At 54.4% G+C, this 19,716-nt stretch carries 17 protein-coding genes; 8 read left to right on the forward strand and 9 right to left on the reverse strand.

Annotation, left to right across the window (positions count from 1 at the left end; translation table 11 throughout):
* Positions 1-17: 17 nt before the first annotated feature.
* Positions 18-1,142: a cell division protein ZapE gene (gene zapE, locus HV242_RS20890; protein WP_040018734.1), complete on the reverse strand. Its 1,125-nt coding sequence runs from the start codon at positions 1,140-1,142 to the stop codon at positions 18-20.
* Positions 1,143-1,331: 189 nt separating this feature from the next.
* On the opposite strand from zapE, the gene zapG reads away from it, so the two are divergent.
* The 3 genes from zapG to degS all read left to right on the forward strand — a co-directional run bounded on the left by zapG (position 1,332) and on the right by degS (position 4,427).
* Positions 1,332-1,730: a Z-ring associated protein ZapG gene (gene zapG, locus HV242_RS20895; RefSeq protein ID WP_014171843.1), complete on the forward strand. Its 399-nt coding sequence runs from the start codon at positions 1,332-1,334 to the stop codon at positions 1,728-1,730.
* A gap of 169 nt (positions 1,731-1,899) precedes the next feature.
* Positions 1,900-3,267 carry a serine endoprotease DegQ gene (gene degQ, locus HV242_RS20900; protein ID WP_014171844.1) on the forward strand — a complete coding sequence of 456 codons (1,368 nt, stop codon included), beginning with the start codon at positions 1,900-1,902 and terminating at the stop codon, positions 3,265-3,267.
* A gap of 92 nt (positions 3,268-3,359) precedes the next feature.
* On the forward strand, positions 3,360-4,427 hold the full coding sequence (gene degS, locus HV242_RS20905; RefSeq protein ID WP_025202907.1) for an outer membrane-stress sensor serine endopeptidase DegS: 1,068 nt from the start codon (positions 3,360-3,362) through the stop codon (positions 4,425-4,427).
* Positions 4,428-4,510: 83 nt separating this feature from the next.
* On the opposite strand, the gene mdh is transcribed toward degS, so the two are convergent.
* Entirely contained in the window at positions 4,511-5,449 is a 939-nt protein-coding gene (gene mdh / locus HV242_RS20910) for a malate dehydrogenase (RefSeq protein ID WP_050737337.1), read from the reverse strand.
* Between the two features lie 397 nt (positions 5,450-5,846).
* Between mdh and argR the strand changes: the two genes are divergently transcribed.
* The 3 genes from argR (at position 5,847) to yhcN (HV242_RS20925) (ending at position 7,335) form a co-directional block, all read left to right on the forward strand.
* Positions 5,847-6,317, forward strand: coding sequence for a transcriptional regulator ArgR (argR, locus tag HV242_RS20915; protein ID WP_014171847.1), 471 nt, complete (start codon positions 5,847-5,849; stop codon positions 6,315-6,317).
* A 377-nt stretch (positions 6,318-6,694) separates the two neighbouring features.
* Positions 6,695-6,958, forward strand: coding sequence for a peroxide/acid stress response protein YhcN (gene yhcN, locus HV242_RS20920; protein ID WP_014171848.1), 264 nt, complete (start codon positions 6,695-6,697; stop codon positions 6,956-6,958).
* A gap of 110 nt (positions 6,959-7,068) precedes the next feature.
* Positions 7,069-7,335, forward strand: a complete 267-nt coding sequence (gene yhcN / locus HV242_RS20925) for a peroxide/acid stress response protein YhcN (protein WP_014171849.1) — start codon at positions 7,069-7,071, stop codon at positions 7,333-7,335.
* A gap of 67 nt (positions 7,336-7,402) precedes the next feature.
* Here yhcN (HV242_RS20925) and HV242_RS20930 read toward each other — a convergent pair whose 3' ends face one another.
* From HV242_RS20930 to aaeX, 5 genes are all read right to left on the reverse strand, one after another.
* The gene (locus HV242_RS20930) at positions 7,403-7,675 is read right to left on the reverse strand and encodes a barstar family protein (protein WP_014171850.1); all 273 of its coding nucleotides are present in this window, start codon (positions 7,673-7,675) and stop codon (positions 7,403-7,405) included.
* A gap of 45 nt (positions 7,676-7,720) precedes the next feature.
* The gene (locus HV242_RS20935; RefSeq protein ID WP_050737338.1) at positions 7,721-9,175 is read right to left on the reverse strand and encodes an NAD-dependent succinate-semialdehyde dehydrogenase; all 1,455 of its coding nucleotides are present in this window, start codon (positions 9,173-9,175) and stop codon (positions 7,721-7,723) included.
* Between the two features lie 89 nt (positions 9,176-9,264).
* Positions 9,265-11,232, reverse strand: a complete 1,968-nt coding sequence (gene aaeB, locus HV242_RS20940) for a p-hydroxybenzoic acid efflux pump subunit AaeB (RefSeq protein WP_050737339.1) — start codon at positions 11,230-11,232, stop codon at positions 9,265-9,267.
* Positions 11,233-11,237: 5 nt separating this feature from the next.
* Positions 11,238-12,170 (reverse strand): p-hydroxybenzoic acid efflux pump subunit AaeA, encoded by a 933-nt coding sequence (gene aaeA / locus HV242_RS20945; RefSeq protein ID WP_020883509.1) that lies wholly within the window; start codon positions 12,168-12,170, stop codon positions 11,238-11,240.
* Positions 12,171-12,177: 7 nt separating this feature from the next.
* Positions 12,178-12,381 carry a p-hydroxybenzoic acid efflux pump operon protein AaeX gene (aaeX, locus tag HV242_RS20950; protein WP_003860416.1) on the reverse strand — a complete coding sequence of 68 codons (204 nt, stop codon included), beginning with the start codon at positions 12,379-12,381 and terminating at the stop codon, positions 12,178-12,180.
* 179 nt (positions 12,382-12,560) lie between these two features.
* Here aaeX and aaeR point away from each other — a divergent pair, with 179 nt between their 5' ends.
* Both aaeR and HV242_RS20960 read left to right on the forward strand, forming a co-directional pair.
* Complete coding sequence (gene aaeR / locus HV242_RS20955; protein ID WP_014171854.1) at positions 12,561-13,487, forward strand: HTH-type transcriptional activator AaeR; 927 nt, start codon at positions 12,561-12,563, stop codon at positions 13,485-13,487.
* 218 nt (positions 13,488-13,705) lie between these two features.
* Complete coding sequence (locus HV242_RS20960) at positions 13,706-14,320, forward strand: YagU family protein (RefSeq protein WP_063858793.1); 615 nt, start codon at positions 13,706-13,708, stop codon at positions 14,318-14,320.
* 51 nt (positions 14,321-14,371) lie between these two features.
* Here the strand turns inward: HV242_RS20960 and tldD are convergent, their stop codons facing one another.
* A complete protein-coding gene (gene tldD, locus HV242_RS20965) occupies positions 14,372-15,817 on the reverse strand; it encodes a metalloprotease TldD (RefSeq protein ID WP_014171856.1) in 1,446 nt (481 codons plus the stop codon).
* Positions 15,818-15,901: 84 nt separating this feature from the next.
* Complete coding sequence (gene yhdP, locus HV242_RS20970; RefSeq protein WP_050737341.1) at positions 15,902-19,702, reverse strand: AsmA2 domain-containing protein YhdP; 3,801 nt, start codon at positions 19,700-19,702, stop codon at positions 15,902-15,904.
* Between the last annotated feature and the right edge of the window lie 14 nt (positions 19,703-19,716).

A 19,716-nucleotide genomic window follows, 5' to 3' on the forward strand; every position in this document is an offset into this window, starting at 1 on the left:
CAGGGAGAAGGTCGCATTTATGGCATATGCTGAAGCTTAAGATACTCCTCGCTTTGCATCTCCTGCAGGCGCGACAGACAGCGCTGGAACTCAAACTTCAGCCGCTCGCCTTTATACACCTCATATAAAGGTACCTCGGCGCTGACCACAAGCTTCACGTGACGCTCATAGAACTCATCGACCAGCGCAATGAAGCGGCGCGCTTCGCTTTCCATCAGCGGCGTCATGACCGGCACGTTGAGCAGCATCACGGTATGGAACAGGCGCGAGAGCGCGATGTAGTCATGCTGGCTGCGGGCATCCACACAGAGCGTTGCAAAGGAGACGGCCAGGGTTTGATTTTCGACACCCAGGGTTTGCAGCGGGCGATGGTTAATCTCGAGCTCAGGGGCATGAGCCCGTTTTGCCCCCGCCAGCGCCAGCCACAGTTTATCCATCTGCTGCGTGGTCTCATCGTTTAAGGGAGAGAGCCACAGATGCGCCTGAGTTAAGGTACGCAGGCGGTAATCCACCCCGGCATCAACATTCATGATGTCGCAGTGCTGTTTGATGGCATCAATAGCGGGCAGGAAACGCGCGCGCTGCAGGCCATTGCGGTAAAGCTCATCCGGCGGGATATTCGAGGTCGCCACCAGCGTTATCCCGCGCGCGAACAGCGCTTTCATCAGGCCACCCAGCAGCATGGCGTCGGTAATATCGGAGACAAAAAACTCGTCAAAACAGAGTACGTCCGTTTCCGCCTTGAACCTGTCGGCCACAATCTCCAGCGGATCGCTTTTGCCCTGCAGTGCCGTCAGCTCTTCGTGAACCCGCAGCATAAAGCGGTGGAAATGCAGACGCTGCTTACGGGTACCCGGCAGGCTCAGATAAAAGAGGTCCATCAGCCAGGTTTTCCCGCGCCCGACGCCGCCCCACATATACAAACCGCGCACCGGCGCATGAGTCTGTGGCTCTTTTTTTCCGAGCAACCGCCCCAGAGCCGCCTTCAACCCACCGCTCTGTTCACCCTCTGCAGGTTTTGCCGTGAGCTCCTGATAAATCGTATCCAGACGATTCACCGCTTCACGCTGAACGTCATCCGGCTGATGTGTACCCTCATTTAGGGCAAGTTGGTATCGCGATGCAGGGGACAGGTTTTGCATAAACGTATTGTTATTCCTTCAAATAATACTCACCAGCAGACGTGACTGATGAAAAAAAGGCCGTTCTACACTACGCGATGATACGTCAGGATTCCACTTCTGCGGAAATAGCGGTTATAGTGGCAATATCAGGCACAGGCAGGAGCCGAGCCAACACCCTACGGAACAACAAGACAACGGGAGAAGTTCATGACCTGGGAATATGCGCTAATCGGTTTAGTCGTCGGCATCGTCATTGGTGCTGTGGCCATGCGTTTCGGTAATCGCAAATTGCGTCAGCAGCAGTCACTGCAGTACGAACTGGAAAAGAACAAAGCCGAACTGGAAGAGTATCGTGAAGAGCTGGTCAGCCACTTTGCCCGTAGCGCCGAGCTGCTGGACAACATGGCGACCGACTATCGTCAGCTCTATCAACATATGGCAAAAAGCTCCAGCAGCCTGCTGCCAGAAATGACCGCGGAATCCAATCCATTCCGTAACCGTCTGGCCGACTCTGAAGCCGGTAACGATCAGGCCCCTGTTCAGATGCCACGCGACTATTCAGATGGCGCGTCTGGCCTGCTGCGCGGCGGTGCAAAACGCGATTAATCGCACAACCTGAATTTATTTTACGGGCGCTGCTATTGCGCCCGTCCTTTCTTCATGACCCCAGCTATTATTGATTAAGCACTTCATTGTTCAGCGGTTTAAAATTCAATAACATCAACGTGTTTTAGGGCCGTTTTTCCTTTATTCCAGGTTACGAGAGTCAGCATCGATGAAGAAAAAAAACCAGCTGTTGAGCGCTATAGCGTTAAGTGTCGGGTTATCTCTCTCGGCGTCCTTCCCTGCATCTGCCGCCCTGCCTTCCCAGGTACCCGGCCAGGCGGCAATTCCAAGCCTTGCGCCAATGCTGGAAAAAGTTCTGCCTGCGGTAGTGAGCGTGCAGGTAGAAGGCACGGCATTACAAAATCAACGCGTACCTGAAGAACTGAAAAAATATTTTGGCGATGAGTCGCCCGACCAGCAGGCGCAGCCTTTTGAAGGTCTGGGTTCTGGCGTCATTATTGATGCGGCCAAAGGTTATATTCTGACCAACAATCATGTTATCAGTCAGGCCGATAAAATCAGCGTACAGCTCAACGATGGGCGTGAGTTTGAGGCCAAACTGATTGGCGGCGATGACCAGAGCGACATCGCACTGCTGCAGGTGCAAAACCCGAGCAATCTGACTCAAATTGCCATTGCGGACTCCGATAAACTGCGTGTTGGTGATTTTGCCGTCGCCGTGGGGAATCCGTTTGGTTTAGGGCAAACCGCTACCTCCGGGATAATCTCGGCGCTGGGTCGCAGCGGTCTGAATCTGGAAGGCCTGGAAAACTTTATCCAGACCGACGCCTCAATTAACCGCGGGAACTCCGGCGGGGCATTGCTCAATCTCAACGGCGAGCTGATTGGGATTAACACCGCTATCCTGGCGCCGGGCGGCGGCAGTATCGGCATCGGTTTTGCTATCCCCAGCAATATGGCCAAAACGCTGGCGCAGCAGCTCATTCAGTTCGGTGAGGTCAAACGCGGGCTGTTGGGCATCAAAGGGATGGAGATGAGCGCTGACATCGCGAAAGCGTTCAACATCAATGTGCAGCGCGGTGCGTTTGTCAGTGAAGTGCTGCCAAACTCCGGCTCGGCAAAAGCTGGCGTGAAGTCGGGCGATGTGATTGTCAGCCTGAACGATAAACCGCTGAGCAGCTTTGCGGAACTGCGCTCGCGTATTGCCACCACCGAACCGGGTGCCAAAGTGAAGTTAGGCCTGATTCGTGATGGTAAGCCGCTGGATGTCGAAGTGACGCTTGATAAGAGCACCTCATCCTCTGCCAGCGCGGAGCTTATCGCCCCGGCGCTGCAAGGGGCAACGCTGAGCGATGGGCAGCTGAAAGACGGGACGAAAGGGATTAGCGTCGATACCGTCGAGAAGAGCAGCCCTGCCGCGCAGGCCGGATTGCATCAGGATGATGTGATCATCGGCGTGAACCGCAATCGCGTGCAATCCATCGCAGAACTGCGCAAGGTGCTGGAAAGCAAACCGGCGGTCATTGCCCTGCAGGTTATGCGCGGCAACGAGTCTATCTATATTCTGTTGCGCTAAGCATTTGCGATTCCGGACATCACCGCTGCGTGTGATGTCCGGATAACTCATGTTATGCTGCAAATCGTTCCTTTATTAACGACACGCGCATCATGCTTTTAAAGCTCTTTCGTTCAATTGTCATCGGTTTGATTGTTGCCGGCCTGCTGCTGGTCGTCATGCCGTCTTTACGCCAGTTCAATAAGCTGTCGGTGCCTCAGTTCGACAGTGCGGATGAAACGCCTGCGACCTACAACCAGGCCGTTCGCCGTGCCGCGCCTGCCGTGGTTAACGTTTATAACCGTGGCCTCAATAGCTCAGCCCATAACCAGCTGGAGATCCGCACTCTCGGCTCCGGGGTAATTATGGACGAGCGCGGCTACATCATTACCAACAAACACGTGATTAACGATGCCGACCAGATCATCGTTGCCCTGCAGGATGGCCGCGTGTTTGAGGCCCTGCTGGTGGGCTCGGATAGCCTGACCGACCTGGCTGTTTTGAAGATCAACGCCACGGGCGGTTTACCGGTTATTCCTATTAACCGTAAACGAACCCCTCATATTGGCGACGTCGTGCTGGCTATCGGTAACCCTTATAACCTGGGCCAGACGATCACGCAGGGGATTATCAGCGCCACCGGTCGCATTGGCCTCAACCCGTCGGGACGGCAGAACTTCCTGCAAACCGATGCGTCCATCAACCACGGTAACTCCGGCGGTGCGCTGGTCAACTCGCTGGGCGAACTGATGGGTATCAATACCCTCTCGTTCGATAAAAGCAATGACGGTGAGACGCCGGAAGGGATTGGGTTCGCCATTCCATTCCAGCTGGCGACCAAGATCATGGATAAGCTGATCCGCGATGGCCGTGTGATCCGCGGTTATATTGGTATTGGCGGTCGTGAAATTGCGCCTATGCATTCGCAGGGCGGCGGTATCGATCAGATTCAGGGCATCGTGGTCAACGAAGTGTCGCCTGGCGGCCCGGCGGCTAACGCGGGAATTCAGGTTAATGATGTCATCGTGTCGGTCAACGGCATACCAGCGGTATCGGCGCTGGAGACCATGGATCAGGTTGCGGAGATCCGTCCTGGCTCTATCATCCCGGTTGAAGTCATGCGTAACGATAAGAAGCTGACGCTGCAGGTGACGATTCAGGAATACCCGGCCACCAACTGACAGGCATAAAAAAACGGAGCGCATTGCTCCGTTTTTTTTGCCGGGCGGCATGACGGCTTACCCGGCCTGTGGGGACATCCGTTTTACTTGTTAACGAACTCTTCGCCCAGAGTGATATCTTTCTTCAGCGTATCCAGCATGCCTTCCATCGCGTTCTGTTCAAACGCGCTCAGCTTGCCAATCGGCTGATGTTCTTCGATACCGTTTTTACCCAGCAGCAGCGGCTGAGAGAAGAAACGAGCGTGTTCGCCGTCGCCTTCAACATACGCGCATTCAACAACGCCTTTCTCGCCCTGCAGTGCACGAACCAGTGACAGACCAAAACGTGCCGCCGCCTGGCCCATAGACAGGGTTGCAGAACCGCCACCCGCCTTCGCTTCCACCACTTCGGTGCCCGCGTTCTGGATGCGTTTGGTCAGGTCAGCCACTTCCTGCTCGGTGAAGCTAACACCAGGGAGCTGCGACAGCAGAGGCAGAATGGTGACACCAGAGTGACCGCCGATAACCGGCACTTCAACTTCTGAAGGCTGTTTACCTTTCAGTTCAGCCACGAAGGTGTTGGAACGGATGATGTCCAGCGTGGTCACGCCGAACAGTTTGTTCTTGTCGTAAACACCGGCTTTTTTCAGCACTTCTGCCGCGATAGCAACCGTGGTGTTCACCGGGTTGGTGATGATACCAATGCACGCTTTCGGGCAGGTTTCAGCAATCTGCTGCACCAGGTTTTTCACAATACCCGCGTTGACGTTGAACAGGTCTGAACGATCCATGCCTGGCTTACGCGCCACGCCAGCGGAGATCAGCACCACGTCCGCGCCCTGCAGGGCAGGACGAGCATCTTCACCGGAGAAGCCTTTGATTTTCACAGCTGTCGGGATGTGGCTCAGGTCAACCGCCACACCTGGGGTTACCGGAGCAATATCGTACAGGGAGAGTTCTGAGCCTGAAGGCAGTTGGGTTTTCAGTAGTAGGGCAAGCGCCTGGCCGATACCACCAGCAGCGCCGAGGACTGCGACTTTCATCCTAAACTCCTTATTATGGTTAACTTAAGTATCTGTAACTCCGTTGCGGCGACCATAATTCAGCAGGTAATTAATTACAATTTTCGTCACTAAATAATTTGAGGTCGCGCGACTTTATCTCTCACCAGAAGGCTATCTGACGACAGACGACAACGAATTAAGAGGGGGTTACAATACACCCTGCCACGCCACCAAAACAACATCATTTTGATAACATTTAATTTACTTTTAAGCTTATTTGCTTGCCGTGACCCAGGCATGTTTTCTGATAACGAAATCTGATAAAATCACTCCCTTTCATAACATTATTTCAGCCTAACCGCTGGCAGATAATTTGCATAAAAATTCATCCACATGCATAATAATGTTGTTTCTTTCGTCATATTCCGGGTGACTTATGCGAAGCTCGTCTAAGCAAGAAGATTTAGTGAAGGCGTTTAAAGCGCTACTCAAAGAAGAGATATTCAGTTCTCAGGGAGAAATTGTTCAGGCTTTACAGGAACAAGGCTTCGATAACATCAACCAGTCGAAAGTCTCCCGCATGTTAACCAAATTTGGTGCGGTACGTACGCGTAACGCCAAAATGGAGATGGTCTACTGCCTGCCTGCAGAACTTGGCGTGCCAACCACCTCCAGCCCGTTGAAGAATCTGGTTCTCGATATCGATTACAACGATGCCGTTGTCGTGATCCATACCAGCCCGGGTGCTGCACAGTTGATTGCACGTATGCTGGACTCGCTGGGTAAGCCCAAAGGCATCCTTGGGACGATTGCGGGTGACGATACCATCTTCACTACCCCCGCCAATGGCTTCTCAGTGAAAGATCTCTACGAAGCGATTCTGGACCTGTTCGAACAGGAACTCTGATTACCCTCCCCGTGGCGTCCTGCTGCGGGGATCATTCTGCTTCTGCCGCGTTTACCCCTGTTTTATCCCGCCCTTTACTTTAACAAATAGTGCTTTTTACCGCCCATTAACATTCACTTGGTGAATGATAAATCAAAAAATCGCACAAAAAATCAAAAGCTGATATCCATATGATTTTCTTAGATATACAGCCACGACCTGAACAATAAACGTACAATTTTATGCCATTAGGTTATAAAAAACAGGTTAGTTAATACGTAATAACAACAGAAACAATTAGTCTGGTATTAATTTTTACCGTTATTAGTGTATACTTGATTTTGTGATGAGGGTCACGAAACAAAGGCCCCACTAAAAATTCGACGAGGTAAAGAATCATGAAAATCAAAACTACTGTAGCGGCGCTCAGCGTCCTGTCTGTCCTGTCATTCGGTGCTTTCGCCGCTGACGCTATCAATGCCGAGCAGGCACAATCCCGCCAGGCAATCGGTACGGTTTCCGTCGGCGCAATCGGCACGTCTCCAATGGACATGCATGAGATGCTGAACAAAAAAGCGGAAGAACAAGGTGCGTCATCTTATCGCATCATTGAAGCGCGTTCAGGTGACCACTGGCACGCCACCGCTGAGCTGTACAAATAAGTTTTAGTAATAACTGAAGACCAAAATCTCTACTCAACGGCACCAGGCATAAAAATAGCAGTTCAACCCTTCTCGCCGTTGAGCAAAAACCCTATTCAGGAGCAAAAACTATGAAAACCAAATTCATCATCGCAACCCTCGGTCTGGCATCCGTTCTCTCTTTCGGCGCAAGTGCCGCCGTACAGCAAGTGAACGCTGACCAGGCGCAGAATCTGCAGTCTATGGGGAGTGTGTCTGTGACGTCCGTTACCGGCTCTCCAATGGATATCCGTCAGGCACTGGCCGCTAAAGCTGAAAAAGCAGGCGCCAGCAGCTATCGCGTCACCGAGCTGAACCAGGGTGACCACTGGCATGCAACGGCTCAACTGTATAAATAAACCCTCGTCGTATCTCATCATACGACTTGCCCCTGGCCTTCTGGTCAGGGGCTTTTTTATGGCTTGATCAATGGCGCGCGTTGAAACGTAGCTGCCCTTCCAGCTCTTCTTCCGCTTCATCAAACAGCAAAATGAGTGCGCCAAACCGTCTGCGCAACTTTTCGGGCAGATGGATAAACTCAATTTCCAGCGGTAACGGCAGCAGGCTGCCGGTCACCACGTCCCACAGCGTGTCCAGATTGGTGACGCTTTCCCGTTCAAGATCAAACACCCGGATAAATTCACGATAGAAGTCATCCTGACTGTCGATCTCGTCAAAATCAAAGGTATAGGTTTTCATTGCCAGTCACCCAGTCCAGGCGAGCGGCCTGCGCCGCCCTGATTATTATAATCCCCCAATATGCAGGGTTTTGACTTCCAGATACTCTTCCAGTCCCAGCACGGACCCTTCACGCCCAAGGCCAGACTCTTTTACCCCACCAAACGGCCCCAGCTCTGTGGAGACGGCACATTCGTTAATTCCTATCATCCCGCTTTCGATGGCCTGCGACACGCGGAAGACACGTGCCAGATTTTGGGTATAGAAGTAAGCCGCCAGGCCATATGGCGTGTTGTTGGCACGCTGGATAACCTCATCTTCCGAGGTAAAACGGAAGCAGGCCGCAACCGGGCCAAACGTCTCTTCTTCAGCCAGTTTCATGCCTTCATGGCAATCGCCCAGGACAGTTGGCATCCAGAAATTGCCGCCAAGCGAATGGGGTTTACCGCCCGCCAGAACGGTCGCACCCCGGGCCACGGCATCTTCAACGTGTTCACGTACCTTATCGACGGCGGAGGATTCGATCAGCGGCCCCACGATGACGCCCTCTTCCAGACCATTCCCGACCTTCAGGACCTTCACCGCATCGGCAAGCTTATTCACAAATTTGTCGTAGACGGTTTCCTGGATATAGAAACGGTTAACGCTGACGCAGACCTGGCCGGCATTGCGGAATTTATTGGCGATAGCCCCTTTAACGGCAGCCTCGATATCCGCATCTTCAAAGACGATATACGGCGCATTGCCTCCCAGCTCCATCGACACTTTCTTCATGGTTTCTGCGGCGTTACGCACCAGCGTTTTGCCGACGGAAGTCGAGCCGGTAAAGGAGATTTTCCGCACCTCATGGCTCGCCATAATCGCGTCACTGATTTCATGCGTATTCCCGGCTACGGCGTTGAGTACCCCATCCGGTACGCCGGCCTGTTTTGCCAGCGTAAGCAGCGCGAAGGCGCTGAGAGGTGTGTTATTTGCCGGTTTGATTACCCCGGTACACCCTGCCGCCAGCGCCGGACCTAATTTACGGGTGAGCATGGCCATCGGGAAGTTCCACGGCGTAATCGCCGCAACCACGCCGATGGGCTCGCGGGTCGCCAGGATGCGGGAGCCCGGTTTGATCGGTGGAATAATTTCGCCGTTCGCGCGCTTGGCCTCTTCGGCGAACCACTGGATAAAACTCGCGGCGTATTCCACCTCGCCTTCCGCTTCTTTCAGGGGCTTGCCCTGTTCGGTGGTCATTAAACGCCCGAGCCAGCTTTTGTTCTCAATGATCAGTTCGTACCAGCGGTAGAGAATTGCCGAACGCTCTTTCGCGGTTTTGGCGCGCCATGCCGGGAAGGCTTTGGCCGCCGCGGCAATGGCGTCTTCGGTTTCTGCTTTGCCGGCTTTGGCTACTCTGGCGATGACCTCACCAGTAGCCGGGTTCAGCACATCAAACGTCGTATCCAGCATTTTCCATATGCCGTTGACCAGATAACCGGTCTGAAAAAGGTGATTGTCCTGAAGCGCCTGGGTTGTCATGTGTCCTCCCTTCCTGAATGTAAGAGCATGCTGGAATAAGTATAGCCACAAAAAAACCGACGCTTTTGGCGTCGGCTTTTTTACTTCAGTCAGTTATCCGTAAGGGCGTTCTGATAGCGATGCAGCATAAACACCAGCCGTCCTACCGGCTCTGTCACCTGAGGCGGTGCTTCCCAGACTTTCAGCTTCTCCTGGTAGATATCCAGCTCTTCAAGCAGTTGCTTAAAGTAACGACGTCGTTTGTCATCGCTGGAGGCGGAAAGCACGTGGTCGGCCGTCCGACGCAGCTGGCGGTGGAAAGCCGACAGATCGTCATTGATGGGCACGGGGGCATTACGTAAACGCTGGTGCGCGATAATCATGGTCAAGGCCAGACGGAACTTGGCGATGTCACCCGGGAACTTGTTCAGCAGTAAAAACAGCTGCTGATAGAGCGCCGGCAGGTGGTTCTCTTTGCGACGCGCGGTATTGGTGGTCATGGACGACACGGCAGCCGAGACAAACTGATTCAACAGCACGCGGCCCGTCCGTGCCTGAGAGTTATCCCGCACCAGCAGAATGACCATCATCGCCAGGAAACAGCCCACCAGCTGACCTAAGGCGCTGTCTAAGAACTGGCTGAAATGGAAGGTCATCGGGTTATCCAGCACAATGATGTTAATCGTACTAGCCAGGGCACCCAATGAACCCAGCCGGCGCTTTTGCACTTCGATTCCGATAAAGAACGCCATCACCGCGAGGCTAATACAGAGCAGTAACATGCTCTGCTGGGTCGAGGGAATGATCACCAGAAAATAGAACGCGCCAATCGGCAGTGCAGCAATTGTGCCGAACAGGAAATCAATGGCCACCATGCGCGGATTTGGAAGACGCATCGCCAGCGCGGTAACGACGGCGATCATCACCATCGCGCCGCTGCCGGAGGTCCAGCCGGTCCACAGCCAGAACAGCGTGCCGAGCATACAGGCAAGCGTTGTTCGCCAGAAGTTAACCATCGCGTGATGGCGTTCGGCGGATTCTGCCTTGATCACCACTTCACCCTGCAGCACCTCTTCCTCCACCGCGCTGATTTTGGTGTTACTGATCACACCGCGTTTCAGCAACAGGTAGCGCGTCGCGGCCCCGACCCAGGTATAGATCGTCACTGGCGTATCACGATCCCCGGTCCAGGCAATGACCCGGCGCATGCGTTTAAGCTGTTTGTGTACGTCCTGCACGGTTTCCACCGGCTCCGCAAACAGCTCGCGGAAGGTATCGGTTACCGCGTCCGGGCGGGTGTTTTGGATCAGATAGGTTTCACACGCCTGGGTAATCAGCGTTAAGAAGACGGTGTTGATGGCTTTAAGGCGGCGGTTGGCACGGGCCCAGCGCGAAGACTCCATGTTCAGATTGCTGCGCATCCCTTCCAGCGCCGTGGTGCGGCGCACCAGAGCGCTCCAGGCTTTATCCACCTCTTCGCTGTCACCATGCTTAATACAGAGCTGCATCAACTGATACTGGGCAACAATCAGCGCATCCAGTTCACGATCCACTTCCTGCTTAATGGAGCGAGGAGAGAAAAGCAGGTCAGCGACAATGGCACTGACAATACCGATGACAATCTCACTGCAGCGCTCTACGGCAAACTGTGGGGCAAGCAGCGGTTCGCTTTGAATGGTGATGATAATAATCAGCGCGGTATAACCGGCCAGCCCCCAGGCGTAGGAGTTCTCCACCTTCACCAGCGACGAGAGCCAGGTGCAGAAGCCCGCCCAGATACAGCACACCATCAGCATCAGCAGCGGCGTGCGGATCATCAATATGATGATGGTCAGTGCGGCGAAACAGCCAATAAATGTCCCAATGATGCGCAGCATCCCACGGTAGCGGATCGCCCCGGAGTAAGGTTCCCCGCCCGCAGCAAAGGCAGGCCCTGCCGCGACAATCGCCGCCGTCAGTACGGCCCAGCGGGGGGTTTCCAGCTGAAAGTGGAAGCCGACAAACAGCGCCAGCACAATGGCACACGCCAGCTTAACGGCGAAGCGAATGTGCTGGCTGGCGATGGAAAAGATACCCATAACGATTAACCAAACTCGCGCAGGCGATGGGCAATTTTACGGAAGATAGAGTCCTGGCTGGCGTCACGGTCTTTTTCACCGGTGATCACCACCGTCGCCGTGGTCCCGGCAGGCCACAGATTGCCCTGCTGTTCATCCAGATGGATACGCACCGGCACACGCTGGGCCAGACGTACCCATTCCAGGTTGGAATCCACCGTCGCCATCCCTTTAGTATCGTTAGAGCTGCTGGAGTTAGTGACCCCCGCGGCTACGCTGTCGACGGTGCCTTTCAGCACACGATTGCTGCCAAGCGGCGTAATTTCAGCCCGGAACCCCGGACGCACGCCTTCCAGTTTGGTCTCTTCCATATAGGCGAGCACGTAGAAGGAGTTCTGTTTAACCAGCGCCACGGCGGTTGAGCCGCGGGTGATAAATTCCCCGGCATAAACATTCAGGTTGGTGATCCAACCATCGGCTGGTGCGCGGATCACGGTGCGCTCAAGATCGAGCCGGGCAAGATCGCGCGTCGCTTGCGCTTTGGCCAGCTGATGCAGCACGGTTTGCAGGACGTTATTGGACTGGTCAATCTCTTCGCGGGACATCGCCTGAACACCCAGTTGGTTACGGCGACCTGCCTCACGACGTTTCTCGGAAGCCAGCGCCTGATAATAGGCCACATCCGCTTCGGCTTCTTCTAACGCTTTCTGATAACGCGGCTGGTCGATGGTGAACAGTACCTGATCTTTTTTCACCAGCTGGTTATCGTGGACATTGACCGCAGTGATGAGACCCGCCACGTCGGGGGCGATTGCCACGACATCAGCGCTAAAGCGTGCATCACGCGTCCACGGTGATTCGGTGTAGTAGACCCAGGCGCGGAAAATAGCGATGAACGCGAGGATAACGAGCGCCATGGTGATGGCAGTGCGGGAGATTTTTCTTGTTAGCGTTTTCACATCAACCTCAGACAAACATGCGCGATATCAGGTAAAACAGGCAGCAATACAGCGCGGTATTGAACAATGCAGGATGCCAGACAAAATCGTAGATCCCGGTGGGGACCAGCACCTTGCGCACCAGCCAGAAAATCGCCAGTGATAAAAGAAGCTCGAAAAATATCGGTGGGAACGACAAACCGAACACCACGATAACGGGAAACAGACTCATGTTGACCTTGATTAGAGAGAGTGCAGGCTTCAGACTTTTTTAGCGCACGCCACCGCAGGAGAGCAAGAAACGCCGGGCGAGAATGGCGCAGCCGTTATGTAATTAATAATATATTAACGTAACTGTTATGCTGTTATCTATAATATGTGATCTAAATCACTTTTAAGTCAGAGTTAACAATGGAACGTCTAAAACGGATGTCGGTCTTTGCCAAAGTGGTTGAACTTGGCTCTTTTACCGCCGCTGCACGTCAGCTTCAGATGAGCGTCTCTTCCATCAGCCAGACCGTGTCCAAACTGGAAGATGAGCTGCAGGTCAAGCTACTCAACCGCAGCACCCGCAGCATTGGTCTGACGGAAGCGGGTAAGATTTACTATCAGGGTTGTCGCCGCATGCTGCTCGAAGTGCAGGATGTGCACGAACAACTTTACGCCTTCAACAACACGCCTATCGGTACGCTGCGCATCGGTTGTTCTTCAACTATGGCACAAAATGTTCTCGCCGCCATGACCGCTGACATGCTGAAAGAGTACCCGGGATTAACCGTCAATCTGGTCACGGGCATTCCCGCCCCGGACCTGATTGCCGACGGGCTGGACGTGGTGATCCGCGTGGGGGCATTGCAGGACTCCAGCCTCTTCTCCCGGCGGCTGGGCAGTATGCCAATGGTGGTCTGCGCCTCGAAAAGCTATCTGGCTCAGTACGGGGTGCCGGAGAAACCCGCCGATCTCACCAACCACTCCTGGCTGGAGTACAGCGTTCGCCCCGACAATGAATTTGAGCTGATTGCCCCGGAAGGGATTTCCACCAGACTGCTGCCGGAAGGACGGTTCGTCACCAACGATCCGATGACCATCTCGCGCTGGCTGGTGGCCGGCGCCGGGATCGCGTATGTGCCGTTAATGTGGGTGATCAACGAGATCAACAGCGGTGTACTGGAGATCCTCTTCCCGCGCTATCAGTCCGATCCGCGTCCGGTGTACGCGTTGTACACCGAGAAAGACAAACTGCCGCTCAAGGTTCAGGTGTGCATAAACTATCTGACCGAGTATTTTGTGGACGTGGCGGAGTTGTTTCAGGGAATGCGCGAAAGACGAAAGGAATAACCTTTAATTTCCGAAATGTATATTTGTGATGAATATTCCAGGATGATACAGACCGTCATTCAGGAATATTCCTTCACCCCTGCCAGGAATAGCGAATTGACACTGCCGCCATCTGCGCCTTACCTTATAAACAGTCTGACAGTCAGGCTGTTATTAATTTGTTACCGATATGAATAATAAAATGTATTTCTCAGGATGACGTTAAACAAGGAAAAGAAATGAATCTATTTGAACAAACACCGCCTTCACGCAGGCGCTATGGACTCGCCGCGTACATTGGTTTGATTGCAGGGATTGTCTCCGCCTTCGTAAAATGGGGAGCAGAGGTGCCGCTTCCGCCGCGAAGCCCTACCGATTTATTCACCAACGCATGCGGACCGGAGCAATTAATAAGAGCCGCAGGTCAGATTGATTGTTCCCGCAATTTTTTAAATCCTCCTTATGTATTTTTACGCGACTGGTTGGGCATTGCTGACCCTAACGCCGCGGTTTATACCTTTGCCGGACATATATTTAACGCGGTCGGCGTAACACATATTATTTTCTCTATCGTCTTTGCTGTAGGGTATTGTGTAGTTGCTGAAGTCTTCCCGAAAATTAAACTCTGGCAAGGTTTACTGGCGGGTGCGTTAGCGCAGCTTTTTGTTCACATGATCTCCTTCCCGCTGATGGGGCTGACACCCCCGCTGTTCGAACTGCCCTGGTACGAACACGTCTCAGAGATCGTGGGGCATTTGATCTGGTTCTGGTCGATTGAAATCATTCGTCGTGACCTACGCAACCGCATCACGCACGAGCCCGACCCGGAGATCCCGCTGGGTAACGCACGTTAAAAAAAATGGCGCGACTTTTACAGTCGCGCCATTTTTTCAGATTGATTCAGGTCAGGCGGTGCCGCCCACCGTCAGGTTATCCACTTTCAGCGTTGGCTGACCGACGCCAACCGGCAGGCTCTGGCCCTCTTTACCGCAAACACCAACGCCGTTATCCAGCTTCAGATCGTTACCGACCATGGAGATTTGCTGCATGGCTTCAATACCGGAGCCAATCAGGGTCGCCCCCTTCACCGCTTTGGTCACTTTGCCTTTCTCAATCAGATACGCTTCTGAAGTGGAGAAGACGAACTTACCGGAGGTGATATCTACCTGACCGCCACCAAAGTTTGGCGCGAAGATGCCGTAATCAACGGACTCGATGATCTCCTGCGGTGTGGATTTACCCGGCAACATGTAAGTGTTCGTCATACGCGGCATCGGCAGATGCGCGTAGGATTCACGACGGCCGTTGCCCGTTGGCGCAACGCCCATCAGACGCGCGTTGAGTTTGTCCTGCATGTAGCCTTTCAGTACGCCATTTTCGATCAGCACGTTGTACTGCCCGGGCGTACCTTCATCGTCGATTGAAATCGAGCCACGGCGATCCTGCATCGTGCCGTCATCAACCACGGTACAGAGTTCAGATGAGACGCGTTGTCCCATCTGGCCGCTGAATACGGAGGTGCCGCGACGGTTAAAATCGCCTTCCAGACCGTGGCCCACCGCTTCGTGCAGCAGCACGCCAGGCCAGCCTGCGCCAAGTACCACCGGCAATGTACCGGCGGGTGCCGCCACGGCAGACAGGTTCACCAGCGCCATGCGCACGGCTTCTTTTGCCCACGCGTCAGCGCGTGCTTCACCGTCAACATCGCCCAGGAACCAGTCATAACCAAAACGACCGCCGCCACCGCTTGAACCGCGCTCACGTTTACCGTCGTCTTCAACCTGCACGCTGACAGAAAGACGTACCAGCGGACGCACATCCGCTGCCAGCGTGCCGTCTGTCGCCGCGACCAGGATCAGTTCATAGACACCGCTCAGGCTGGCAGAAACTTCCTGCACGCGTTTATCCGCAGCGCGTGCGACTTTATCCACGCGACGCAGGATATCCAGTTTCTCTTCACGGCTCATGCTCTGCAGGGGATCGATACTGGTATAGAGCGCAGAGTGCTGCACTTCGCCCAGCGTCTTCACGCGACCGTCACCGGTTTCGCGCACGATAGTCCGCGCAGCCAGCGCGCTCTGCTCCAGTGCGGCCAGGCTAATCTGGTCGGCATAAGCAAAACCGGTTTTCTCGCCGCTGACGGCACGTACACCGACACCCTGGTCAATGTTATAAGAGCCATCTTTAATGATGCTGTCTTCTAAAACCCAAGATTCGTGATAGCTCGACTGGAAATAGAGATCGCCGTAGTCGAGACGGCGTTCGGTTAGTTGACCAAGAATGGAGAACAGGTCCTGATGGCTCAGGCCGTTCGCTGCGAGCAAATGTTCACTTACCAGGTTCAGACTCATCGTATTGCTACTCGTTCGTTGCCGCCCGTGGCGGTATATAAATCGTATTTATTGAGAGTGAGGCAATTACCTGCCCACGTCAAATCATTGCTGTGCATCTTTGCGCGGCTGGCGCAACACTTCATTAATCTGCGGTTTATCCACCGGCCCGGTGATGCGATAGCGCAGAATAGAGACTTTGCTCCACAGCGGCCCCAGCACTTTACTGGCGGCAAACACCGCCGCACCGACAATCGGGTTCACCACAAAAGCCGCCGCGACGCCGACGGTAGCAGAAATTTCAGGTGCCACCACCGCTTCCATATCCAGTTCGCGGCGCACGAGGTTGACCGAGCCTTTCATCGCAATATCCGCTTCCAGGCCGTCCACCAGCGTATCGTCGGTATGCAGCACCCCGTCTTTGATCCATGCCGTACTGCGGATGGAGTCGTAATAGAAACCTTCGCTGAAGGTATCGCTAAAGTCGAAACGCAGCTTACGCAGCAGTGCATCAAAGCTCAACAGACGCAGTATCTGGCCCGCATGCCCGGTACTCACATCGGCAATTTCACCCTTGCCAAAGCGGGTTTTCAGAATGCCGTTCAGCGAGGCTTCATCCGGCGTCCACGGTGCCGCACGCCAGTGGAGATCGTAATTCACGTCAAATGATGACCCCCGCAGCGGCGTGCTGATGCCAAAGAAGTTAGCCACGGAATCCAGTTTATTGCCCTTGATGTCGCCCTTCAAAGAGGTTCGCTGCTCGCCCGGGTTATTAACCCACTCCCCGGCGGCCCTCAGACGGCCAAAGCCGGTGTCGATAAGCCCGCCCGCAAGGCTCAGCGTATTCCCCTTAATGGCGAAATCGCCGTCAATACGGCCATACTTTTGACCCCAAAGCCAGCACTCAGCACAGCGTAGCTGGAGATCGGGCCAGCCGCTGAAGTCGATACGGGTTGGGTTATTCAACGGCGCCGTATTTGACGGACGATCTTTTCCGCTCGCGGTGGCCGGGTTGTAGTAAAGATAGCGAATCGCCGCCTGCCACGGCGCGTTGTCGCGCATGGTCAACGTGCCATTGATCTCCCGCCCCTGGGCTTCGACTTTTGACCCGTTCGCCGTCGGCTGCGAAACAATGCTCAGGTTATTCCACTGCTGTCCACCCAGCATCAGCGATGGCGTACGAACAGTAATGCTCTGCGGGAACTGGGCAGCCTCATCAACGTTTTGGCCCACGCCCTTCTGGAACAGGGCCAGCCACTCGGCCCCGTCCATTGGCGGCAGATTAAGCTCAATGCCGGTGTGATCGGGCAGCGGCGGCGTGGTGCGGCTGTCCGTCGTCCAGATGGCTCTGTCGAGCGTGAGCTTACGGTTAAGCAGCCAGCGGCTGTTGAAATGGTTTTTCTCACCCGCACTGCCGGTCAGCGCGAAGCTGTTAAGATTGCCATCGACGTTAACCTTTATTGGCAGCGGTTGACCGGACGATTTATCCAGCGGTGCAGGCAACTGGCTCTGAATGTTTTTCAGATCGCCAGTGATATCAACTTTATAGCGCGCACCGGCGTGATAAGGCAGTTCAATTGCCACCTTGCCATTCCAGGAGACTGTACCGTTAACGGACTCCTCAATCGGCTTCGGCAGAACATCCATGCGCGATGGCTGCCAGTTGCCGTCCAGGTTGACGGCTACCTGATAAGCTTTCTCGCCCTCGGTGGTCGAGAAATCAATATTCACAGGCTGATTAAACCAGCTGGCCGTGAGCGGCTCGCTCTTCAGATTACCGTTCTCAAAGCTAAATTGCCCGCTGAGATTCTTCAGGGTGCTTTCAAGCGGCTTAATATACAGGCTGTTGTTATTGAGACGGACGTCGCCTTTGGCGGTGGTCATTTCACCGTCGAGCGGGATATCAAGATGTAAGCAAGCACTCACATCGCCATCCAGCTGCAGCTGCTGAAGGGTGGCTGCCAGTGACTCTTTCAGCGGCGTGTCTTCAAAATAGGGGCCGACCGCTTTCCCGGGGCCGTTAATGTCGGCATCAATCAAAAGCTTCTCTTTTGAGTAATCCGGAATGTTTGCCGTCAGGTTACTGGCCGTTACGCCGCCCAGCGCCACGTTGTCTGCCTTCATCCATAATCCGTCATTGATAAAATTAAGTTCAATGTCGAGATTTTTCAGCGCAGGCCAGCCCGGCTGGAAGGCGAAAGTGGCGTTGTGCAGCGGCACCAGCACCTGGAATTGACCTTCATTGTGCTTGTACGGGAAAAGATGCGGATTACCGCCGTAGACCAGGGTGGCATTATCCGCCTGACCGCCCTGGATCGCGCCGCTCAGATAGTCCACCAGCGCTTTGCCCATCAGGTTCTCGGGGAAGTAGCGCCAGGCCTGAGAACCGTCGTTAGTGCTGATCCCGGCCAGAATACCCAGCCACGGCTCTTCACCTTCAGGCTGCAGATAGCGGAAATCGCCACGCGCATGCACCGCTTTGGCTTTCACATCGATATGGCGCCCATCCAGCTGGAAGCCTTTATCGTTACGCAGCCAGTTGAGTACCGCATTGCCTTGTTCAATTTCCAGCGGCGCACGGAAGACCGTTTCGTAAGGCATACTGGCGTCATGCATATCGACCGTTAGCCTGCCGTTCTCAACGCTCCCTTCCAGCTTACCGCTGAAGTTTTCCGCGCCCGGTAACATCTTCCACTGCTTCCAGGCCAGACCTTTCCATGCGGCCTGAAAACGGGTCTTTTCCGTGGCCTGAAGCGGGATATCCAGCGCCAGCGAATCTATCTTTCCGCTTGGCTGCGTTGCCAGCCAGATCTCCCCCAGGTCCGGAGAGAGCTTGGCGGCCATCGAGCGCAGACCTTCTATTGCGGCCAGATCGAGGTTGCTGGCGCGAATACGCAGCTCGTCACTGCGTTTGCTGGTCGCCCCACCGACATCCTGTTCCGGCATCCAGGCCAGCGTCAGAGCACCGCGCGGCCAGGGTTTGTTATCCATGGTGATGCGTGTGTCCGGAATGGCAAACTGCCACCCCTCTTTCTCTTTCGTTACGTGCGCGGTGAGGTTATCGACCGAAAGTTGATGTTGCTGTTTTTCGCCCTTCCAGCTTGCGCCCCCCTGCTTAAGCCAGATATCGCCGCTGGCAAATTCCCCTTTCGTCAGGGTCATCCAGCCTTCAAGGCTAAAACGGGCGGTTTCCAGCTGCATATTTTGCTGTAACCAGTCGCCGAGCCACGGCTTAACATCCACGTCGTCGGCCTGCAGCCATACCTTGCCGTTATTTAACAAACCGTCGTCGTCGCGCAGATCCATACGAACCTGCATCACGCCATGCTGGCCGTTCAGGCTGGAGAGATTCACCTGTCCTTCCGCACGATGGCGTTCTTTGCCGTTGAGCCAGGTCAGCTGTGGGATCGCCAGTTCAGCGCGCTGCCCGGAGAGGGTAATAAAGCTCACTTCGCTGTCGCGCAGATCGAAATGATCGAACTGACGCAGGAAGAGATCGCTGAAGCGGTTGGTTTCAAGGCTCTGATTGCTATCGCCACCAGACAGCGGGGTATTGGTCAGAAACTGAAGCTGATAAAAGGTGAGGTCGCGGAACTGCCAGCGAAAATGGAGCAGGCTTTGCCAGACATCCAGCGCCAGGGTGACGCGTTTGATTTTCAGATAGCCGCCATCTTTCAGGCTGGCATTGATATCCCGGACATCAAGCGTCGGACCAAAATTCTGCCAGCTGGCGCTTATCTGGCTCACGTCCACCGGGACACCGGTGGTGGATTCGATTTTTGCCAGCAGTTGCGGACGCCAGCTGTCCAGATGCGGTAAAACGAGGCGCAGCCCGCTCACGAGCAACGCGACAATCACGACCAGCGTTGCCCCTGTAAGCAATAAAATCCCCGGCAATCGCCTCACTCATCTCTCCTTGT

This window comes from Enterobacter sp. RHBSTW-00593 (assembly GCF_013784105.1).
GTDB classification, from domain to species: domain Bacteria; phylum Pseudomonadota; class Gammaproteobacteria; order Enterobacterales; family Enterobacteriaceae; genus Enterobacter; species Enterobacter ludwigii.